This is a genomic window from Candidatus Marsarchaeota archaeon, assembly GCA_023485295.1.
Lineage (GTDB): Archaea > Micrarchaeota > Micrarchaeia > Micrarchaeales > Micrarchaeaceae > Micrarchaeum_A.
Genome location: JAMCZQ010000005.1, coordinates 53,495 through 74,594, shown reverse-complemented (window position 1 = coordinate 74,594; position 21,100 = coordinate 53,495). Strand labels below are relative to the sequence as shown.

The following is a 21,100-nucleotide window of genomic DNA, read 5'->3' as shown; positions in this document are numbered from 1 at the left end:
TTGCAAACACTTTGACCGCAAACACTGCCTCTACATTCGATTTCGAGGCGTATGGCACGATACACTATTTAAATTCCAACGTGATTGCAGGCAATTCCTACGCAATAAACGCAATAAGCACCAATTCCGTGAATTTGGTGCCTTTAGACTCTGCTCAAGGCGCAATCGGCCACGTAGTGTCAAATACAATTTCCATCACAAAAGCCTCACCGCCTCTGAGCATATCAGTGCCTTTGGACAAAATGACTTTTGCTTACGGCACATTTACGCAACTAAACCAAATACCTGTAAGTCTTTATATCAATAATGTGCTTGTATCAAATACCTTAACAGGAATACACAATTCAACCATCTCCAGCTTTGACGGACCGTACGGCATAGCCTTCTCCCCCAACGGCGCCTATGCTTACGTTACTAACTACGATAGCAGTACAGTCAGCGTAGTCAACACCTCCACACATTCCATAATTTCAACCATCTCCGGCTTCAGTAATCCAAATGGCGTAGCCTTCTCCCCTAACGGCGCCTATGCATACGTTACGGACTATAATTTTAACGGCGAGGTCAGCGTAGTCAACACCTCTACACGTTCCATAATTTCAACCATCTCCGGCTTCTCTAATCCGGAAGGCATAGCCTTCTCCCCTAACGGCGCCTATACATATGTGGCCGATCCAGGCAACAACGCAGTCAGCATAGTCAATACCTCTACACGTTCCATAATTTCAACCATCTCCAGCTTTGACGGACCATCTGGCGTAGCCTTTTCCCCTAACGGTGCATATGCATACGTTACGAACTATTATAACAAGACAGTCAGCATAGTCAATACCTCTACACGTTCCATAATTTCAACCATCTCCGGCTTTGACGGACCATCTGGCGTAGCCTTTTCCCCTAACGGTGCATATGCATACGTTACGAACTATTATAACAACACAGTCAGCATAATAAATACCGGGTTTGGCTCGCATAAATTCTCTGCTGCAGGAACATATTCGCTTACTGCAAATACATTGGGCAATGCCAATTATACATCGAATTCGTTATCCATTGCATTTAACGTGATCAACGAATCAATTGCTATAAATACATCAGCAACAACTACTTCGTATGCATACAACGCTAAGGCTCCGTCAATTACTGCTTCTTTAAAAAGCAATTCGATTTCTGGCAACGTATTGAATTCGCTCGCATTCAATTTCAATTCCGGCACTGGCAACATCATAACTTATAACAATGGCAATTCCCTAAAAGTGCAGATGCCATCAAATTCTTTATTTGCTACTGCTGGAAATTACCTATATACCATATCTAGCAAGATGCAGAATGACTTTTTGAACAGCACCAACACAATAACAGTCTATAACGATATTATTCCCAACTCTATAAAGATATCAATACTCAAGGCTGTGCCTGCTGTATTGCTCAATACTCCAAGAAATACAATCTACAATGGTTCATCCGTTTTAACCCGCTATGGTACATTCACCCAGCTTAACCAGATACCTGTAAGTCTTTATGCCAATAACGCGCTTGTATCGAACACCATAATAGGAATACACAATTCAACCATCTCCGGCTTCAGTAATCCAAATGGCGTAGCCTTCTCCCCCAACGGCGCCTATGCATATGTGGCCGATCCAGGCAACAACGCAGTCAGCATAGTCAATACCTCCACACGTTCCATAATTTCAACCATCTCCGGCTTCAGTAGTCCAACCGGCATAGCCTTCTCCCCCAACGGCGCCTATGCATATGTGGCAAATGAAGGTAACAACACAGTCAGCGTAGTCAACACCTCCACACGTTCCATAATTTCAACCATCTCCGGCTTCTCTAATCCGGAAGGCATAGCCTTCTCCCCCAACGGCGCCTATGCTTACGTTACGAACTCTAACTTTAACAGTTATATCAGCATAGTCAATACCTCTACACGTTCCATAATTTCAACCATCTCCGTCTTCGACGGACCATCTGGCGTAGCCTTCTCCCCCAACGGCGCCTATGCATACGTTGCGGACTACTATAGCGGTACAGTCAGCGTAGTCAATACCTCCACACGTTCCATAATTTCAACCATCTCCGGCTTTAGTGAGCCATTCAGTGTAGCCTTCTCCCCCAACGGCGCCTATGTCTACGTGGCAAACGAATATAACTACACAGTCAGCGTAGTCAATACCTCTACACGTTCCATAATTTCAACCATCTCCGGCTTTGACGGATCGTACGGCATAGCCTTCTCCCCCAACGGCGCCTATGCATACGTTACAAACTCTAATAACAATACAGTCAGCATAATAAATACCGGGTTTGGCTCGCATAAATTCTCTGCTGCAGGAACATATTCGCTTACTGCCAATACATCGGGCAATGCAAACTATACCTCAAACACCATCTCAGCGTCGTTCACAATCGCAAAGACCTCCCCGATGCTGCAGTTGAATGTGTGCAGCAACTACACGTACAGTGGCTCTGCGGGATGCCTAATCACTGCTTCCATAAATTCCTTTGGCAACCAGTTGAAGGGATACCTTTACATAAATGGCAATGTGGTTGCGAATTCAACATTTGCATCAAATACAATAACGTTCACTGCGCATGAAGGCGCGGGGGATTATTCAGTAGTCTTCAATACTACGGGAAACGGGAATTATACATCCAACGCCATAAAAAAGAACTTCACGATTGCGAAGGCCTCTCCATCGATAACATTTCCCGTTTTCCCGCAAAATTTTGTCTATAACGGTTCGACAGCTACTGCCGAAGCCGAAATATCAACGTATAACAACCAGTTGCAGGCAAATGCCTTTGTAAATAACGCTTTGGTAAGTTCGTTCTACTCCAGCAATGATTTTGCTGTTGGTCCAGCGGCAGGCAATTATATAATAACTGCCAATACCCTTGGCAATGCAAACTACACATCTGCGTCAGTGTCTAGAACATTGACGATAACCCCTGCGCCTGTGCATCCATCATCTTCAACATCATCGCTCTACATAACAGACAATGTAAATAAAACGTACGCATCAAACAGGAGCGTGTTTGACGTATACTTGATAAACTATTCAGACAATGCAAAGGTGCTGAACATAACGTATTACCAGAATCAGCTGCCTGCAGAGATATCGTTCCCAGTGCATTACTACTTCAGGTTCAATTTTGCATGCGCTTTCACCGCAAACGGCAATTTCTACGTTTCAAACAATACATACGGCCTTCTGGATTCAACGCCATGCGGCACAAATTACACAACCACTGGCGGTTCCTACAGTGCATATTATTTGAAAAGGATAATCCCAACAACCACTACGACTACTACTACGACTACTACAACGACCACTACAACCGTAACTACTACAACACCTCCATCAATATCCATTACAAACAAGGGCTATGAAGTATCGCTGAATATAGCGCCCCATGAACGATCAAAAATAACAATAACGCAACTGCACATAGCGCTTAACATATATTCCAACTACACAAAGAACATTACAGAAGATGTAACGATAAAGAACGTAACATCAACGATGCCTTCCGTGCCTATAGGCTATCACGCAATTTCAGGCTTCAACATATCCGCAACGCCGAAGGTGCCTGCAATCAACACTACAGTGACATATGCGTGCTCTCTAAATCCATCGCAGATAAAGCCACTGACGCTTGTAAATGGCACCTGGATGCCAGTAACCAGCTATTCAATCAACCAAAGTGCATGCAGCATCGCATTCTTCGCTTCTGCACCATCTATAATTGCAGTTGCAACAACGCAAAACGTAACAACAACAGTGACCACTGTTGCCACAACAACGATACTGCCGGTTGCAAAGCCAACTCCAAACTATGAAGAATACACTATAATCGTTGTAATAGTCATTCTGGCAATCATAATAGTCGCATATGCAGCCATGAAGGCTCGTGAAAAGGGCCATCATGCCTAGCTGTACCTTACTAAAAAAGCTTCTGAACAAGTCCAAATGCCTGCTTTGTTGATTCAGTCTTACTTTATCAAATCTTTGAGACTTTATCAACAAAATTTGACTTTTTCAACAAAGCCGCTAGGTAAGCAAAGTTTAAAAAGCTAAAATCTTAATACTTTAACAATAAAAGCAAGATTGTAAAGGCATCGCACCCACAGCTTGGCCGTGCCGTCTGCAGAAGAGGCAGGGGGCTGATTCTGGCAGGGATGCCTGCATATACGAGGTGTTTTTTTGGTTAATGGTATAGAATTGACTATTGCTGGCGCACTGGTTACCGATGACGGCAGGGGCATAGCCAGGATAGATTCGAAAGCAAGAAAGATGCTAAACGTCATATCTGGCGACATAGTAGAGATAAAAGGCAAACGCCGGAGCACCGCAGCAATAGTATGGCAGGCCAGCCAGCAGGATGAAGGACTGGACTTCATAAGAATCGATGGCTACATAAGGCAAAACATAGGCGTGGGCATAGGCGACAAGGTGTTTGTCACAAAGGCCGACGTAAACGATGCGGAAAGAGTGGTACTTGCTCCGCCGCAGAATCAGCGAACCCCAATATCGCCTGATTTTGCCGAGTATGCGAAGAACAAGCTTGAAAACAAGCCGCTAGTGAAAGGCGACGTTGTGCCAGTTCCAATGTTCGGCTACGTTTTCAATTTCGTGGTTGCACAGGTAGTGCCGCATGGCGTAGTACGCGTCACGCAGAGCACCGAGGTCGTGGTCAAGAACGAACCTGTTTCTGAGTCCATAGTGCGCATAGGCGACGTGCACTACGAAGATATTGGCGGGCTTAAGAACGAGATACAGAAAATAAGGGAGATGGTAGAGCTTCCGATAAGGTATCCGGAGCTGTTCGAGAGGCTTGGCATAGAGCCGCCAAAGGGCGTGCTGCTTTACGGCCCTCCAGGCACAGGCAAGACCCTGCTTGCAAAGGCCGTTGCGAACGAAAGCGATGCCAATTTCATAGACATATCTGGGCCTGAGCTTGTGAGCAAATTCGTCGGTGAAAGCGAAGAAAGGCTTAGGAGCATATTCGAAGAGGCCAAGGAGAAGGCCCCAACAATAATATTTATGGATGAAATAGATGCCATAGCGCCAAAGCGCGAGGAAGCAACAAACGAAGTTGAGAGGCGCATGGTGTCGCAGCTGCTGACGCTCATGGATGGAATGAGCTCACGCGGCCAGGTCATCGTGATAGGCGCTACAAACAGGCAGAATGCCATAGATCCAGCGCTGCGCAGGCCTGGGAGGTTCGACAGGGAGATAGAGATAGGCGTTCCGGACAGGAACTCAAGGAAGGAGATACTGCAGATACACACAAGGAACATGCCAATATCGAAGGACGTTAATATAGACGACCTTGCCGACATGACCCACGGATTTACCGGGGCGGACATAACTTCCTTGGCAAGGGAAGCTGCAATGGCTACGCTCAGGCGCATACTGCCCAAGATACTTGACAAGCGCTCTGTGCCAAACGAGCTTCTTGTGAGCCTGGAAGTCACCAAGGACGACTTTATGGAGGCCTTCAACAGCATACAGCCTAGCGCGCTTAGGGAAGTGTTCGTGGAAAGGCCAAACGTGCATTGGGCTGACGTCGGAGACCTGGAGGACGTAAAGGCGCAGCTCAAGGAAGCCGTGGAGCTTCCTATAAAAAATCCAAAGGCTTTCACAGACATGGGCATACGCCCTGTGAAAGGCATATTGCTGGTAGGCGCCCCAGGAGTGGGCAAGACGATGCTCGCAAAAGCGGTTGCAACGGAGCGCGAATCAAACTTCATATCCATAAAGGGACCGGAATTGCTCAGCAAATATGTCGGCGAAAGCGAGAAGGCCGTGCGCGAGCTGTTCAGGAAGGCAAAGATGGCAGCACCATGCATAATATTCATAGACGAGATAGATTCGATAGCTTATACGCGCAACGGCGATTCTTCGGATTCGATGGTTACAGAACGCGTTGTAGACACATTATTGACAGAGCTGGACGGCCTGAGCGACCTGAAGAATATAGTGGTAGTTGCCGCCACGAACAGGCCTGACATAATAGACCCTGCGCTTCTGAGGCCTGGAAGGTTCGACAAGATAATAGAGCTGCCCATGCCTAACGAGGAGGCCAGGCTTGCCATACTCAAGGTGCATACCAGGCGCATGCCCCTGGCAAAAGACGTAAACCTCAATGAGCTGGCAAAGGCTACTGAAGGCTATACCGGCGCGGAAATCGAAAACCTTACGCGCGAGGCAGGCATGAACGCCATACGCAGCGGCCGCGCCCAGGTTACGAAAGCCGATTTCGACAATGCGCTTTCAGAAATCAGGCCTACAGTACCTAAGGAGCTTGCGGAGCGCATCAGGCGCTTCAAGGAGGAGCCAGAAAACATGTACAGGTAAAGCCGCATTTGCACAAATGATTTTAGCGATAATCTTACTGAAGTGAGAAGATGAAAATAGTATATTCCGACAAGAAGACAGGGCTGACCGGCCAGGCGGAGGTCAGCTCAGACATGGTTGCAGCGCTGCTGAACAAAAGAATCGGCGACGAGATAGACGGCGCCGTAATCGGCCTGCAGGGCTACGTGCTGAAGATAACCGGCGGCTCTGACAAGAGCGGCTTTCCAATGGAAAACAGCATACAGGGCACAGCAAAGAGGCAGGTGCTGAAAAGGATAGCCCTTTCGGGCAGGAACAAGGGCGAGTTTCGAAGGCTCACGGTATCAGGCAGCACCATAAGCGAGTCTACGGAGCAGATAAACACCGTGATAACCAAGTACGGCGACAAGAGCATAAGCGAAATCATACCGCAAAAGGAAAAGAAAGCCGAAGAAAAGGCAGAGGCGCAGAAATAAGGGGCAGGAGTGATTAGCTGGATAGCATAAAGCAGAGTGCATTGAACATAGGGACCTTGGGCCACGTCGACCATGGCAAGACAACGCTAGTGCAGGCGCTTACCCACGTATGGACAGACAGGCATAGCGAAAGCCTAAAGCGCAATATGACAATAAAGCTTGGCTATGCCGATACAATAATAAAGAAGTGCCCTGATTGTGCCGCGCCGCAAGCGTATACTGTGGGAGATACATGCGAGCAGTGCGGCTCTAAGGCAGAGCCCATAATGCGCATATCTATACTCGATGCGCCAGGGCACGAAACGCTTATGGCTACTGCTATAGCGGGTGCAAACATAATAAACGCCATCCTCTTTGTTATAGCTGCGAATGAGCCATGCCCGATGCAGCAGACAAAGGAGCACCTAATGGTCATAAATCTGCTCGGCATAAAAAACGCAATAGTTGTGCAGAGCAAGGTTGACATTGTAGGCAAGGCAGCAGCCTTGGCAAATTACAAGCAGATAAAGGATTTTCTCAAGGGCAGTGTCATAGAGGGCGCACCGATCATACCTGTAGTTGCGAGCAAGGGCATAAACATGGATGTACTGCTTGAAGCCATAGTCAATATGCCAAAACCGCAGAACGACCCGGAGGCAGATCCGCTAATGTACATAGCAAGGTCATTCGACATAAACAAGCCGGGCGCCAAGCCAGGCAGCCTGAAAGGCGGGGTTGTAGGAGGCACGATAATAAAGGGAAGGCTGCGCATAGGCGATAAGATAGAGATAAGGCCAGGAATCAAGCTTGCCTCAAAATCAAAGAAGGATGTATACAAGCCGGCGATAACGTATGTGCGCGGCATAAGCAATGGCACAGACGAGCTGGAGGAGGCGCAGCCAGGCGGCCTTATAGGCATATCTACGGAGCTGGACCCGTACTACACAAAAGCTGACGGCCTTGTCGGAAACCTCCTTGGCGCGCCTGGAAAGCTCCCGGAAGTCGTATCGTCGCTCAGCATAAGGTATTATTCGCTAAACAGGAAGGATATCGAAGAGCGCGGCATTTCGGAGAACGAGCCGATGATACTTAGCGTTGGCACCCTTACAGTTGTCGGATATGTGAGAAGCGCAAAGCGTGACAAGATAAAATTCGACCTAAAGCACCCAGTATGCGCGCTCGGCGGCTCAAAGATAGCTATAATGCGAAATATATCGCAGCGCTGGAAGCTCACTGGCTACGGCTTGATAGAGTAACATTTTCATTGAATAAATTCGCTAGTTCTCTATTGCTTCAGTAAATGCTGGAAGCTCAATAAAGCGCTTCCGCATCCGCCCTGTCGTAGCTAATTATCTCTTTTCCGCCAAACCATACCGAGATCTCTTTGTTGGCATTTGGGACAGAATCAGATGCATGCACTACATTCTTGAGCACCCTCTTTTTGGAATCTGAGAGGTCATACGAATCTGTCGAATACATACCGCGTATAGTCGACGGGTCTGCACGATTCGGGGCGGTTGCACCAGCAAGCTTCCTTACTGCAGCTACCGCATCATTGCCTTCGATGACCATCGCCACTACGGGCCCGCTTGTCAAAGCTTCTACCAGCCATCCCCTTACGCGCGTGCCCAACTGAAGAGGCGTTTCTTTGAACTCTATGCCCTTCTCATCGTAGCCTTTTTTGGTATTCTTCCATGCGTTTGTATACCACTCCTCATCAAGTGGATAATGTTTTTCTGCAAGCTCCTTAGTCGGAAGAACCATCTTCAAAGCTACGACTTTAAGGCCTGCATCTTCAAATTTTGATATCACTCTGCCGATGAGCGCTCGTTTTACGCCATCCGGCTTAACGAGCACCAGTGTTTTTTCCTGCATTGTATCACTTTTTTTGATACCCCTAAATATTACTCTTTGAGTTGCTAAACGAGAATTTTTATGCCTTTCGCAAAGCTCGTTTAGCGGCAGCAGCAATGCCGCCAGCAAAGCCCATCGACCTGCAATGCGGCAGCCGGCGACCCAGGCACAGCACAGCAAGCGCTAAATAGCTATTATGCCAATAATTAATCCGAAGGCGTTTATTCTCAAAACATGAGCCCGAGCGTTTGTGGGCTCGTCGTTCTTTCAAGGTGCATATTCATGATAAGGCAACCTATAATATGCGTCATGGGCCACGTCGACCATGGCAAGACCACGCTCCTGGACAAGATACGCAACAGCGCGATAACTGCCAAGGAAGCAGGAGGCATAACCCAGCACATAGGCGCAAGCGAGGTCCCTCTCGATACGATACGCCGCATATGCGGAGGCATCCAATTCGGCACTTCCGATATAAAGATACCAGGGCTGCTTTTCATAGACACTCCTGGCCATGAAGCCTTTACCAACCTGAGGAGGAGGGGCGACAGCGTTGCCGACCTGGCAATACTTGTCGTAGACATAATGCAGGGCTTCCAGCCGCAGACCGTTGAAGCGATAGACATATTGAAAGAGTATAAGACACCGTTCATAATAGCTGCAAACAAGATAGACCTGATAACTGGATGGCGCAACACAGGCTCGAAGAGCTTTGCCGAAGCGATAAAGCAGCAGCAAACTTCAGTGGCTGCAGCTCTAGAATCCAAGATATTCGAACTGATAGGGCGCGTAAGCGAGTACGGCTTTTCGAGCGATATCTACAATAAGGTCACCAACTTCCAAAAAGAGCTTGCAATAGTGCCTCTGAGCGCAAAGACAGGCGAGGGCATAGCAGAACTGCTCATGCTTGCTGTTGGCCTTTCCCAGAAGTTCTTGGAAATAAAGCTCAACATCGAGATTGACGGCCCTGCAAAGGGCAGCATAATAGAGAAGAAGGAGATAAAAGGCCTCGGCACAACAATCGATGTAATACTGTATGACGGCACCCTGAGCGTGAATGATGTCGTGGCGTTTGCAAACCTGGACGGCACTGTCAGCACTACGAAGGTTAAGGCACTGCTTAAGCCCAAGCCTCTGCACGAGCTTGTGGAATCAACAAGCAAGTTCTACAACATTGACCATGCCAGCGCCGCAGCAGGGATAAAGATAAGTGCAATAGGCCTTGAGGATTCAATGCCTGGGTCGCCGATAGTAAGCACATCGGTGCCTGATTACGAAAGCGAAATAAAGTCCGAGCTGAGCGACATCTTCAAAACCGAGCAAAACGGCATAGTGCTTAAGGCCGATTCTATAGGAACCATCGAGGCGCTTTCAAAGCTTCTTAGCAGCGCAAAAGTGCCAATAAGCAAAAAGGGCATAGGGAACGTAACAAAACGCGACGTAATAGACACGTTTTCGATGAATGCTGTAGACCCTGCATATGCTGCAATCCTGGCATTCAATGTGCAAATCGATGAAGATGCTGCAGCCGCATTATCCATGAGTGGGATAAAGGTGATCAGCAGCAACATAATATACAAGCTCGTAGAGGACTACATGCAGTATGCAGACAGCATAAGGAAAAACAAGATCTCCGAAATCGAAAAAAGGATTGTACTGCCTGCGCAGATAGAGATAATGCCAAACAGCTGCTTCAGGGTGTCGCATCCTGCAATATTCGGGGTGTCTGTGCTTGCAGGAGCAATAAAGCCAGGGACGCCTATGATAAACGAAGAAGGTGTTTTTGTGGGGCGTATAAAGGGCATACAGAACGAAGGCACGCCGCTTGAAAAGGCGAGAAAAGGAGACATGGTAGCCATATCCATGGACGAGCCGTTTTTTGGCCGTCAGGTCAAGGAAGGCCAGACGCTGTTCTCAAAGGTCACTGAGACCGATGCCAAACTGCTCAAGGGAGAGTTCTCAAGCCTGCTGAACGGCGAGGAGGCAGAGCTGCTTGACAAGATACTGCAAATAAGCAGGCGCTGATGCTGGTATATCAACATCAACAATTTTATCAGTGTAAAAATTTGTTTAGCCACCCCCCTTTATTCCTTTCTTTTATTATAAGCTACTGTAAATGCTCATGCATCTTCAGAAGTGGTAAAATGAAGAATATCAGAATAACACCAAACGTTTCAAAACCTGTATCAGAACAGCCGGTAGAATACGTGGAGAGAAAAGGTTTAGGCCATCCGGACAGCCTGATTGACGGCATTATGGAAAACATTAGCGTAGAGCTGTCAAACGAGTACATAAATTCCACCGGCAAGATACTCCACCACAATGTCGATAAAGGGCTTATAGTCGGAGGTTCCTCTGAAGTTGCATTTGGCTCGGGCAAGATAACAAGGCCGATAGAGGTGATTCTTGCAGGAAGGGCCGTTAGAGAATACAAAGGCATCAGCATAGACGTAGACAACATAGCCCTGAGCGCTGCAGCAAACTACCTAAAGAAGCATACAAGATTCCTTGATATCGATAACGAGGTAATAATGCAATCAAAGATTGTCAAGGGCTCTGCCGATTTAAGCGAGATATTTGAAAGGAGCGTTGATGTGCCTCTTGCCAATGATACTTCTTTCGGCATAGGTTTTGCGCCGTTTACCTCTACGGAAAGGCTGGTTCTAGAAACGGAAAAGATGCTGAACAGCCCAGAATTCAAGAAAAAATATCCGTCAACAGGAGAGGATATAAAGATAATGGCCGTGCGCGACGGCACAGAGCTTACTCTTACTATAGCAATAGCATTTGTAGCACAATACGTAAAAGATATGGAAGATTACGAAAGGCAGAAGGACCTTGTAAGAAAAGAGGTCATGGATTTTGCAAAGAAGCTTTCAGGCACGGAAGTGAACGTGGTCATAAACAACGGCGACAGCCACGATGGCAAGGTTTACATTACCAAGTCAGGGCTAAGCTGCGAGGCAGGCGACGATGGGTCTGTAGGCAGAGGCAATAGAGTGAATGGGCTCATAACGCCGTTCCGCCACATGAGCCTTGAGGCTGCGGCCGGCAAGAACCCGATCAACCACATAGGGAAAATATACAGCATTCTTTCAAACGAGATAGCCAATGACATAGTTCACAATTACCCGCAGGTCAAGGAATGCAATGTTTCCATAGTGTCGCAGATAGGCAGGAAGATAGACGATCCGAAACACCTTGACATAAAGCTTTACACAGATAAGCCAGAGGATGTCGATGTGCTAAGGAAAAAGGTGTATGACCTGGCAGATGAGAGCCTTGACAACATTGCGTACCTGACACAGGAGATTGCCGCAGGCAAGCACAGCATGTTCTAATTGCATGCGTGCAGTAGCCAAATGCAGCACATCCAAATACGTTTTAGGAATATATGCTTGCCTTGCACACCAATCCCGCAGGTTCGGTGTAATTTATCCCAAAGAATGCCAATGCTTTCAAATCGCCACAAAATCCCTCATCAACTGCTGCCTTCAAATTCGCTATGTTCGTCTGGTTTATTGTATACCTGTACCTAAGCTCAGGAACATATACGGTGCCATTTGACGAGGTATAATTCAGGTTTCCTATCCTATTGCCGCTGAGGTATGCAAGGCTGCATTGCGAACCTGATGCAATCCCTGAAACTATGCTATTCAAGAGCGATTCGTTTGCATGGGTTCCATTTGTAAAAGCGATTATCATAGGGCATGCTTCCCCGATTGGCGCGGTGCTTGCAACTGGCGTGACATTCTCGGCAGGAAGAATGCGCACCTGCGTGCCGGAATTTTGAAGAATTGCAGCAGCGAGCACTGCCACCACAGCTATTGCAAGTATCAGCGGCAGTACGATGCCTCTGAATCTGGCGCCGCCGTTTTTTTGCTCTATAACATGGCTGCCTGCATTTGGCAGCTTGTAGAATTTTACCTTCTTGAAGTGCGAATTGTCTACCTGCTCTATCATCGACATGCTCTCCAATTCCGACATATGCTGGCTTACTGTCGCTTTTGAAAGCCCCAGCACTTCGCTAATCTCGGTAATTGTCATGGGCTTTTCCTTCAGTAATTTGATTATCCTGTTTTTTGTGCCAAAAGTCTTTGACATAAGTCACACCAATTTTGCATTTGCTATTCAGCACTTGTATTTTGTAACGCCTATATTAATTAAGATTCCGAAAGGGTTAGGTTTTTGTTAGGTTTTTCGCCGTAAAAGCATTAGCAAAGCAGGCCAATTGCAGACTGCTAAGGGCAATTTGCAATGCACTGCTGCAACAGGCCCAGATTTCTTTCTGATATTATAACCTATGATTCGTGTGCAACATATTTAAGCTTTGGATTTGCTTTCAATAAGGTATACGGGTGCTACATTGAAGAACATACTTATCGCAGTCGGAGGCAACGCATTGCTAAAGAAAGGCGAAAGCCCTGATTTCGAAACGCACATGAAAAATGCAAAGGCTACTGCATCATTGATATCGAAATTCATAAAGAAAGAAGGGCACAAGGTCATACTCACGCATGGCAACGGGCCGCAAGTGGGCGATGAGCTGATAAGGAACAAGCATGCAAGCAGGTACATGCCAAGCCTGCCGCTGCACATACTTACCGCAGAGACCCAGGCTTATATAGGTTCAATACTGGCTTACTCGATGGATCCGCTGCTGAAAGATATCGGCATGACTTCGGAAGTCATAGTAACACATGCAGTAGTGCGCAAGGACGATCCAGCAATCGCTAATCCCTCAAAGCAGATAGGGCCCTACTATTCAAAAGCAGAGCTGGAGAAGGAGCTCAAGTTCAGAAAATTCAGTTATGTAAAGGAAAAGGGCAGCTACCGGATGGTTGTGCCATCCCCGAAACCTGTAAGTGTGCTTGAAATGGACGCAATACGAGAAAGTGCCAAGCAAAATCGCCTTGTTATATGCGGCGGCGGAGGAGGCATCCCTGTTTTAAAATCTGGGAAATGGTACAAAGGCTTTGATGGCGTGATAGACAAGGACGCCACTAGCGCTTTAATAGCGGTCAATGTAAATGTTGACGAGCTCATAATATTGACAGAAGCAGAGGCATTGTACGGCAATTTCCCGGACCGTTCAAGCATCATACGCGAAATAAACGTTCGTGATGCAAAGGCATTGCTCGGCAGGCTTGAAAACGGCACGATAAGGCCAAAGCTGGAGGCATGCATAAGGTTTGCAAGCTCCACTGGAAGGATTGCAAGGATAGGCGCCCTAGAGAAACTCGAAGAAATTTCAGCAGGCAGGTCTGGAACTGCCATAAGGCCATAGCAATGAATCCTGCAGCTATTGCGGCAGAATATCGGTATCGCTTACCTTAACCAGCTTCAGGTACTTCGTGCCGTTGTACTCCTCGAATTCGTAATCTTCAAACCTGGCGTTTATCAGCTTTGTCTTTGCCTTCTCAACGCCTTTTCCAAAAACTATCGCGATGCCGCTGGGCTTAAGAAGCGTGTATATGTCTGCCAGTGTCGCCTTTCGCTCTTTGTCAGCTATTTTAGGCACGTCCACAAAATAGAAAACTATGTTGAATTCGCCGTCATCCATATTTATGTATCCGAGCTTTGCCAGCATATACCTCAAGTTGTTCTGGTTCCGCAAAGTCTTGAGATAGTAAACGAGATCCGCCTTGCCCTGGCATAATATGGTAAGCCTCACGCCGCTTTTGTTTTTTTGGAAATAGCCGACTGCTTCTGCAACATCCGCTTTCTTTCCAGCCAAAAATATGCGTTCGTTCTTCAGATAGTCGAATTCTGACTTTAAAAAATTACCTATATTTTTTCCTTTAGGCATGATATCATTACTCTTTCGCAGCACTTTTATAAAACTTTTTGGTCTTCATTGCGCATATCTTTACAAAACATTGCCAATTCATGCGGATCTCTCTAATGCTGCAGTCATGCAATGCGCTCCGCCGAATCCTCCAGTAAGGTTTTCAAGGGCAACATCGTAATGCTCTATCCCGTATTCCTTAAGGGATTTATTTTCCGGGAACAGCCGCGAGTTCCCAATTTTGGAATACTCCCTTCTAACTTCCCTATAAAGGCGTTCATACCTTTTGTCCTCCTTAACCTTTTCGGCTATAGCCCGGACTGTGAGCCCTGCAACCTTGTTTGAATCTATTGAAAGTATGAGCCCGTCCCTTATGCAAAGGAAGTTTGATGCATAGGAAAGCTGCTCCAATGCAGAAAGGTTTATTACGTCAAAGCCTTTCCCCCTAATGTAATCGAAAAGGTTCGTGCTATCCTTTTCCTTTCTGTATGCACGGCCTTCCTTAAAATAAACGCTTACCCTTGCGCTCTTGAGCAGCGCCTCCGAGCCTACGGCCGTAGAGCTGCTTGCTACATTGAAGTATGTGTCAAGGTGCATGTTCAGCATGCGATACTGCGCGCCATGAGGGAGCAAACTAAAGTCGGGCTGCCTTACGACTGCTATTTCATCGAATCCTACGCATGAAGACATTAGCTGCCTTGCCCCCTGCTCATTGGTGCGCGTGCCTATGCCCACGAGCGCGAACTTCTTCATAGGCATGTAGTCGCCTCCTTCTATGACTGCCTTGCCTGAGGCACGTCCTGCTACAGGAAGGCCCAGCATTCTCCAGAGCAGCGTAGTTACGCCTGGCTCTTCTCTTCTCTGCTCCGTAGCCATTTTTGAGATGAAAAGGCCATTGGGCGTAACAAGCTGCTGGTCTCTCATAAAATATAAGTTCGACAAGGGGTTTGCAACATCTATGCGCATGCGCTCAGAACCGGATTGCGCCCTGAGCCTGATTACCGGCCTTATCAGCAGCATGTTGAAAAAATAGCCCGGGCCGTATTGGCGCCAATTGAGCCTTGCAAACCTTCTTGCATCATCGATGCGCCTTCCGCTGCCTATATATTTTACGGCGTGCATGGCTTCAGCAATAAGCATGTCCATATACTTGCTGTTGGAATTCGCGAGCCTTATTATTTCGTCCCTTAAGTCTATTACTTTTACATTGAACTGCTCCTTTAGCACGCGCTCAAAATGCCCGTGCTCAGCTGCCGCCTCATCTGCGTTGAAAGCTCTTTCGTAGAGCGACGCCTCAGGATCGAGCAGTCCAAGCGCCATCTCCATTCCTGGCCTGTGAACTGCGACAGACTTCAGTGCGCCCCATTCTGCGCCTATCTTTCCGAGCATACGACACCAACTGGTTGCCTGTTTATTCTAAAGCAAAGCAAAAACTTTATAATGTGCGTACCAATATGCCTGGGTTTTGCGCACTTTAATAAAATTTGCCTACAAAAGCTTAGCGATGGTCAAATGTCACTTAATCTTGGCTTTCTGAGTAGGAAAAAATACAACGGCAGCATAAGCAACATAAACATCTACTGGAAGAACTCAGTGCATGCGCTGCCAGGCATGAAGCTCAGCAGTAGAACTTTCAATGTGGAAATACCTTTTGCCAACAAGAACTACGCGGAGTTTTCATTCCTGAAGAAAGCTACAAATGCGGAAGCGATAAGCGACATAAGCGTAAAGGAGCCGTTCAAGCTGGTGCTTGTTGAGCCTAAGCCCCCTGTGGAGGTCGAAGCAGGCAATTCGCTGAGGTTCAAGCTAATGATAGAAGCGCCTGACTACAGCTATTCCGGGCCGCTTGTTATAAAGATGGAGCCGAAGAAGGTCGAGACCGTGCACATAGAGATGCCTGAGATAATAGCCGTAAGTGGAAGCAAGCGCGTAAAGGTGAACGAGCACGGAGAGGTAAAGAACGTAAGTAAGGGCGGCGTGTTTGAGGTATCAATGCAGATGTACAGGGTGCTCACTTACAATGACACTGTAAAAGCAGTTTCAGTAAGCAAGCCATTCGAATTTGTAGCGTCGGAGCCAAAGCTGCCATTTACGATAGACAACAAGAGCAGCTTCGTTGCAAGCTTCTACATAAAGGCACCGGAATTCGACTATGCAGGCGCGCTGGAACTTATTTTCGAAACGCAGAATACAGAGAAGCAGGCATAGCAATCGCCAGCCCAGTAAGCTGCTTAAACGCTCACTGCCCTTTTGCTATGAGGGACAGGTTGGCAAGGAAAGCTTCGAGCTGTATGCGCTCGTTTGCGCCTTCCACAACCCTGAAGTTGCATTCCCCTATGTAGCTTATGGTCTTTAGCTTAGCCCTTTCGTCTATATTCATATTCTGTATTTCACGGTAGCACTGCGTAAGTATGTCTTCCGCGCCAAGGCCGTGCTTTAGCATCAGTGCGTCAAGCTCAGCCCTGGCCTTCTCAAACTCGCCAGATACTGCATAATTGAGCATTGACACTATCTCCGTGGGCCTGGCCCTAGAAGCCACGTTGTATATCTCGCGCTCAGTTATCTTTGGCGAGAACATGGCAGCGCTCTGAAGCACATTTGTAAGCTTTCTCATGTCCCCATCGCTGACATAAATCAACGCGTTTAAGGCCTTTTCATCAACCTCCAAGGACTCGCCCTCTGCGATCCGCTCTATGTAAGCCCTCATGTCGTCAGCGTTCAGGGGCTTGAACCTGAAAACAACGCACCTGCTTTGTATTGGCTCTATTATCTTGCTGGCATAATTGGCGCTTAGTATGAACCTTGTCTCGGACGAATACTTCTCCATCGTCCTTCTTAACGCATGCTGCGCGTCTGCAGTAAGCGCATCAGCTTCGTCAAGGAATATTATCTTTACTGGAACCTGCGCTATTGAGACAACCCTTGCGAAATTCTTGACCTCGCCGCGTATGACGTCTATTCCTCTTGCGTCAGAAGCGTTCAGCTCCTTGAACGCCCCGTTTAGCTCTCCCCCATACAGGTCGTTTGCCATCGCTATTGCGCATGTGGTCTTGCCTATGCCTGCGCTGCCTGCGAATATCATATTCGGGAAATTCTTGCTTTTGACAAATGATTTCAGCCTGTCCACTATGACCTTCTGGCCTATGACTTCGTCGAGCCCCTTCGGCCTGTACTTTTCAGTCCAAGGAAGATCAAGGCTAGGCATAATAACACCTCAAAGTATTAGCGCTTTTTATTTTCAACTAAAAATATTTAACTATGTGTTTTGTGCTGCAAAAAGCGACAACGCCGAATGAAAATCTGCACATTTTTGCGAAACTGCTAAATTAGTTTAGAAATAAAAACGATTATGTCAATTTTAAAGCGCAAAGAGCCAAAGCAGTCAGAGCCCAAGAAGGAAGAGAGGGGCATTGCATATTCCATAGCGATGAGGGAGATGGCCGGGGAGAAAAACCGCCTTAAAAAGCCAGAGGGCACCGAAGATGCAAAAAAAGAAGGCTGCGGAAGGGCTTAAAGCTGCAAAAGCAAGCAATGCCGATCCCATGGTAATGCAGAGCAAATCGATACTTAGCAGGATAGGTTTCTCTGTAAAAAACATGGACAGGTCTGTAGACCCGTTCGACGACTTCTACTCCTACGCATGCGGCACCTGGCTGAAAACGCATAAAATGCCAAAAGGAAAGATAAGAATAAACTCTTTTGATGAACTCAATGACGCCAACTTGCTCATACTGAAGAGCATAGCGGAGAAATGTGCCAATGGCAAGCCAGATAGCCATATAGAGCGCCTTGTTGGCAATTTCTATGCTTCATACATGAACGAGGAGCTTGTCGAAAAACTTAAATTCAAGCCCATAATGCCTATAATGAAAAAGATAAGGGATATAGGTAACAAAGCGGAAATACCTTCGTTGCTTGGCGAGCTGGCCCATATCGGCTTAAATGCCTTCTTCGGCTCATACGTGACATCCGACAAAAAAAACAGTGAAATATACGCTCTTTACTCCAGGCAGGGGATCATGCCTTTGCCCAACAGGGACTACTACCTAAGCCCAAAGTTCGCAGAGCTGCGCAAGGAATACGTCAAGCACATAAGAAACATGTTCGTGCTATACGGCTCCAAGCCATCTTATGCGATTGCCAATGCAAAAGTTGTAATGGAAATCGAGACCGAATTGTCAAAGGCACAACGGACCAACGTAGAGCTCAGGGACGACAGAAAGAATTACAACAAAATGACAGCAAAACAAATAAGCTCAAGGTACAAGAAGCTGGGATTGATGGAATACTACAATGCACTTGGAGCAAAGGGCTTGAGCTACGTCATAATAGGCCAGCCGGAATTCTTTGACAAGTTAGATAAGATGCTTGCAAGCCTGGATCTTAATAGTATTAAAGCGTATCTCACATGGCGCGTGCTTGACTCATATCCTGTGTTTTTGCACAATGCAGTTTATTATGAAAGCTTCAATTTTTACGGAAAGAAAGTATCCGGTCAAAAATCCCTATGGCAAAGGTGGCATCGCGGGATATTCTTTGTAGACGGCCTGATAGGAGAAGCGCTCGGGGCGCTATACGTAAAGCAAAACTTCGATGCAAAGACAAAAAGAAGGGCCGAAGAGCTAGTTTCCAACATAAGGGAATCCTTTGCAGAACGAATCAAAAAAGTCGACTGGATGTCGAAGCAGACAAAGAAAAGGGCATTGGAAAAGCTTGCTTCTATAAACCAAAAGATAGGATATCCAAAGAAATTCAGGGATTATTCAAAGCTCTACTTAAAAGATGATGACCTTGTCGGGAACTTCCAAAAGATCAATGCGTTAGACATTGACCGTGACATGTCTAGGATAGGCAAGCATGTTGACAGGGACGAATGGAGCATGACCACTCCAAAGGTTAACGCGTACTACAGTTCCACGTTAAACGAAATCGTATTTCCTGCTGGCATACTCCAGCCTCCTTTCTTTGATGCCGACAAAGACGATGCAGTTAATTATGCAAGCATAGGCGGGGTCATAGGGCACGAGATGACTCATGGCTTCGACGACCAGGGCAGTCTCTATGACAAGAATGGCAACCTGAAGGAGTGGTGGCAGAAGTCAGATAGGAGCAGGTTCGAAGCTCGTGCCGAGAGGATTGCCGAGCTTTACGGTTCGCTTGAAGCTATGCCAGGCATGAAGGTAAATGGCAAGCTCACGCTTGGGGAGAACATAGCCGACCTCGGCGGCATAAACATAGCCTTTGATGCGCTTCGGAAAGCGCTTAAGACCAGCAAGTACAAGGACAAGCTTATAGACGGCTTCACCCAGGAGCAAAGATTCTTCATAGCATGGGCACAGATACACAAGGGCAAGACAACGAAAGAGGAGGCAAAGAGGCTCTTACTTGTAGATCCGCATTCGCCGAAAAAATTCAGGGGGCTGATTCCTGCAATAACCCACGAGTCATTTAAAAAGGAATTCGAAGGCCTAAGCAAAAAAAGAACGATAACTACAAGGCATGACAACGTGAATCTCTGGTAAGCCGAACCCTGGGCAAAATAAGCAATTCTGTACAAAAGGTTTATATAATTCCGGCAGCGTCAACTTAATAAAAGGGTGAAGTGATGCCGTTCCAACACCAGAATGCCGAAGGGTTTTTGGAAACCTTTGGCAAACCATTCCATGCGTAACATCTTTAGCATTTGCACCTGATCCATGGGGCTTGTATAAGCTTTGCATAAACTCTTTTTGCTTCCTCAAGTATTTTTGCGGCTTAGCTATTTCAATTTTTACTGCAATTCCCGTGGCTTGCGCATGCGGTGCAAAACTGTGCCAGTACGGATATGCTAAGCGTGTTAATTACTTTTCTTATGGGTGATATAATGGGTAGATTAGTTCACGAATAGCGATACAAAAACAGGAAACCTGTTTATTTTGGACGATGCGACCCAGTTCGGGGTAAAAGACAGCGACGTGGCAAAACTCGCTGGCATGCTCCGCGGTCCTGTGGAAATTTTAGATGGTTCAAAGCTCGCAAAGGATGTGCCAAAACAAGCTAACGGCAATCAAAATTTCGTTCTTGTAGGAACAGGAGGTGCACTTACATACTGTCTGCTGCGCAAAGAGGGATTCGAAACCGATTATGCATATGTGGAGCCGAAACGCGTTTACGAATACCGCATGGGAAAACGTCCATCTATAAGCGTGGTGATGCAGGAACGTACCAAAAATGCATCGCTACTGCCAGAAACAGACGGCACCATCACATTACTTGACGATGTTATAGCCAGTGGCATGACCTTAAACGCGTGCATGGATTGGATAGGCCGTAAAAATCGCTTTGATTCCATGTCATTGGTCCTTAGCATGGACATAAGGCCTGGGGACAGGTGGAGAGCAAAAGAAGGAAGCACAATAAACGGCATAACCACTGCTTATGCCTCCCAAACAGTAAAAGGGGTTTCTGGCAGGCCTGCAATCCTATCGCTGCGATTCATACTCCTGAAATGCAGGGACGAGGGCAACGCTTCTTACTTAATGAAGTATGTAGACGAGGGCTCTCGTTCTACTATAATGGATTTTATACAGTCGGTAGAAATAGGCCATCTTGGGCTCCTATATAAGGATCCGGCAGGCTTCATAAAATGTATGGGATAGGAATGCGTTTGCAAG

16 protein-coding genes are annotated in these 21,100 nt (G+C 46.9%); 11 read left to right on the top strand and 5 right to left on the bottom strand.

Features of this window, described 5'->3' with window-relative positions:
• From M1125_02695 to M1125_02680, 4 genes are all read left to right on the top strand, one after another.
• Positions 1-3,944, top strand: a 3,944-nt coding sequence (locus M1125_02695; GenBank protein MCL5404722.1) for a YncE family protein, incomplete at its 5' end; no start/stop codon positions are given.
• Positions 3,945-4,214: 270 nt separating this feature from the next.
• Complete coding sequence (locus tag M1125_02690) at positions 4,215-6,371, top strand: CDC48 family AAA ATPase (GenBank protein ID MCL5404721.1); 2,157 nt, start codon at positions 4,215-4,217, stop codon at positions 6,369-6,371.
• Positions 6,372-6,421: 50 nt separating this feature from the next.
• Positions 6,422-6,826, top strand: a complete 405-nt coding sequence (locus M1125_02685) for a 30S ribosomal protein S6e (protein ID MCL5404720.1) — start codon at positions 6,422-6,424, stop codon at positions 6,824-6,826.
• A 17-nt stretch (positions 6,827-6,843) separates the two neighbouring features.
• Positions 6,844-8,061, top strand: a complete 1,218-nt coding sequence (locus M1125_02680; GenBank protein MCL5404719.1) for a translation initiation factor IF-2 subunit gamma — start codon at positions 6,844-6,846, stop codon at positions 8,059-8,061.
• A gap of 55 nt (positions 8,062-8,116) precedes the next feature.
• Here the strand turns inward: M1125_02680 and M1125_02675 are convergent, their stop codons facing one another.
• On the bottom strand, positions 8,117-8,680 hold the full coding sequence (locus M1125_02675) for a nucleoside-diphosphate kinase (protein MCL5404718.1): 564 nt from the start codon (positions 8,678-8,680) through the stop codon (positions 8,117-8,119).
• Positions 8,681-8,968: 288 nt separating this feature from the next.
• Here M1125_02675 and infB point away from each other — a divergent pair, with 288 nt between their 5' ends.
• Together infB and M1125_02665 are read left to right on the top strand one after the other, a co-directional pair.
• Positions 8,969-10,684, top strand: a complete 1,716-nt coding sequence (gene infB, locus M1125_02670) for a translation initiation factor IF-2 (protein ID MCL5404717.1) — start codon at positions 8,969-8,971, stop codon at positions 10,682-10,684.
• Between the two features lie 119 nt (positions 10,685-10,803).
• Positions 10,804-12,000, top strand: a complete 1,197-nt coding sequence (locus M1125_02665) for a methionine adenosyltransferase (GenBank protein ID MCL5404716.1) — start codon at positions 10,804-10,806, stop codon at positions 11,998-12,000.
• Between the two features lie 43 nt (positions 12,001-12,043).
• On the opposite strand, the gene M1125_02660 is transcribed toward M1125_02665, so the two are convergent.
• Entirely contained in the window at positions 12,044-12,763 is a 720-nt protein-coding gene (locus M1125_02660; protein ID MCL5404715.1) for a winged helix-turn-helix domain-containing protein, read from the bottom strand.
• Between the two features lie 262 nt (positions 12,764-13,025).
• On the opposite strand from M1125_02660, the gene M1125_02655 reads away from it, so the two are divergent.
• Complete coding sequence (locus tag M1125_02655; protein MCL5404714.1) at positions 13,026-13,946, top strand: carbamate kinase; 921 nt, start codon at positions 13,026-13,028, stop codon at positions 13,944-13,946.
• Between the two features lie 15 nt (positions 13,947-13,961).
• Here the strand turns inward: M1125_02655 and M1125_02650 are convergent, their stop codons facing one another.
• Complete coding sequence (locus M1125_02650; protein MCL5404713.1) at positions 13,962-14,468, bottom strand: hypothetical protein; 507 nt, start codon at positions 14,466-14,468, stop codon at positions 13,962-13,964.
• A gap of 78 nt (positions 14,469-14,546) precedes the next feature.
• Positions 14,547-15,836 carry an arginine deiminase family protein gene (locus tag M1125_02645; protein MCL5404712.1) on the bottom strand — a complete coding sequence of 430 codons (1,290 nt, stop codon included), beginning with the start codon at positions 15,834-15,836 and terminating at the stop codon, positions 14,547-14,549.
• 123 nt (positions 15,837-15,959) lie between these two features.
• Here M1125_02645 and M1125_02640 point away from each other — a divergent pair, with 123 nt between their 5' ends.
• Positions 15,960-16,655 carry a hypothetical protein gene (locus M1125_02640; GenBank protein ID MCL5404711.1) on the top strand — a complete coding sequence of 232 codons (696 nt, stop codon included), beginning with the start codon at positions 15,960-15,962 and terminating at the stop codon, positions 16,653-16,655.
• Positions 16,656-16,686: 31 nt separating this feature from the next.
• Here the strand turns inward: M1125_02640 and M1125_02635 are convergent, their stop codons facing one another.
• Positions 16,687-17,652 (bottom strand): replication factor C small subunit, encoded by a 966-nt coding sequence (locus M1125_02635; protein MCL5404710.1) that lies wholly within the window; start codon positions 17,650-17,652, stop codon positions 16,687-16,689.
• Positions 17,653-17,796: 144 nt separating this feature from the next.
• On the opposite strand from M1125_02635, the gene M1125_02630 reads away from it, so the two are divergent.
• The 3 genes from M1125_02630 to M1125_02620 all read left to right on the top strand — a co-directional run bounded on the left by M1125_02630 (position 17,797) and on the right by M1125_02620 (position 21,085).
• Positions 17,797-17,961: a hypothetical protein gene (locus M1125_02630; protein ID MCL5404709.1), complete on the top strand. Its 165-nt coding sequence runs from the start codon at positions 17,797-17,799 to the stop codon at positions 17,959-17,961.
• 28 nt (positions 17,962-17,989) lie between these two features.
• Positions 17,990-19,969 (top strand): M13 family metallopeptidase, encoded by a 1,980-nt coding sequence (locus M1125_02625; protein MCL5404708.1) that lies wholly within the window; start codon positions 17,990-17,992, stop codon positions 19,967-19,969.
• Positions 19,970-20,362: 393 nt separating this feature from the next.
• The gene (locus M1125_02620) at positions 20,363-21,085 is read left to right on the top strand and encodes a hypothetical protein (GenBank protein ID MCL5404707.1); all 723 of its coding nucleotides are present in this window, start codon (positions 20,363-20,365) and stop codon (positions 21,083-21,085) included.
• The last annotated feature ends 15 nt before the right edge of the window (positions 21,086-21,100 follow it).